Source organism: Actinomyces sp. S6-Spd3 (assembly GCF_000758755.1).
Classification (GTDB): domain Bacteria; phylum Actinomycetota; class Actinomycetes; order Actinomycetales; family Actinomycetaceae; genus Pauljensenia.
Window position 1 is genome coordinate 1 of the sequence record NZ_JRMV01000198.1, and the last position, 712, is coordinate 712.

Annotated in this window: 2 protein-coding genes; one reads left to right on the forward strand and one right to left on the reverse strand. The window is 52.5% G+C overall.

Annotated elements, in window-relative coordinates; genetic code table 11:
- Nucleotides 1–365: 365 nt before the first annotated feature.
- Nucleotides 366–569, forward strand: a complete 204-nt coding sequence (locus HMPREF1627_RS10470) for a hypothetical protein (protein ID WP_158705799.1) — start codon at nt 366–368, stop codon at nt 567–569.
- On the opposite strand, the gene HMPREF1627_RS10905 is transcribed toward HMPREF1627_RS10470, so the two are convergent.
- Nucleotides 538–642: a hypothetical protein gene (locus tag HMPREF1627_RS10905; RefSeq protein ID WP_420705305.1), complete on the reverse strand. Its 105-nt coding sequence runs from the start codon at nt 640–642 to the stop codon at nt 538–540. The genes HMPREF1627_RS10470 and HMPREF1627_RS10905 overlap by 32 nt on opposite strands.
- Between the last annotated feature and the right edge of the window lie 70 nt (nt 643–712).

Genomic DNA, 712 nt, shown 5'->3' on the forward strand with positions numbered 1-712 from the left:
AGCCATCACACGATTCAGAAAGGGCTGATGAAGTTGTACGTGCGTGCGTGCCATCGGACTGGAATGCTGGTACTGAATGCGCGACCTGTCATCAAACCAATTGTTTCACGTGAAACATTTGGTAGCGCGCACAACGTTGGCAAAAGTCGGCGGCCACGGTTCACCTTACTTTCCGTAGTGATAACGTGAATCCTAACAACCTACAAAAGGAACACTGTAAAAGGACGCCGTTCTTACTTCCAGCACACCCTGGCACCAAAACACTAGCTAGCAACTGTGCATCAGCTCATGTTCACGGCGTACTTTACCCGGCGCAGATGCGAGCGGAATCTCCACAATTGCCAGAACCATTACGGTCTTGATCTATGACCACTTCGTTCCTGACCTACTTGGGCCAGTGCGGGGCACAAACAGGGCAGAAGCTTCACGGTGCTTACCGAGCAGACCTGTTCAGCGGGCACACGGAACACTACCGCACAGATCTAGTTTCCGCCTACAGCGGCGTAGCTGCCCGTCAGGCAGTAGGCGACGATTCTTTTACCTACGGAGGTTGGCGATTACTTGAGTAATTCTCTCCAGGTCCTCTGGGCCAGCGTACTCAATCGAGATGCGTCCTTTATGTTTGCCTTCAACTACTGTCACACGTGTGTCCAGCAAGTCAGTGAGGCGTTCTACTACGTTCGAGGCGTTTTCTGACAGGGGGCGGGGAATA

Bases quoted from the DNA above. Each gene is read 5' to 3' on its own strand.
- HMPREF1627_RS10470 (WP_158705799.1), top strand. From the start codon at position 366: ATGACCACTTCGTTCCTGACCTACTTGGGCCAGTGCGGGGCACAAACA.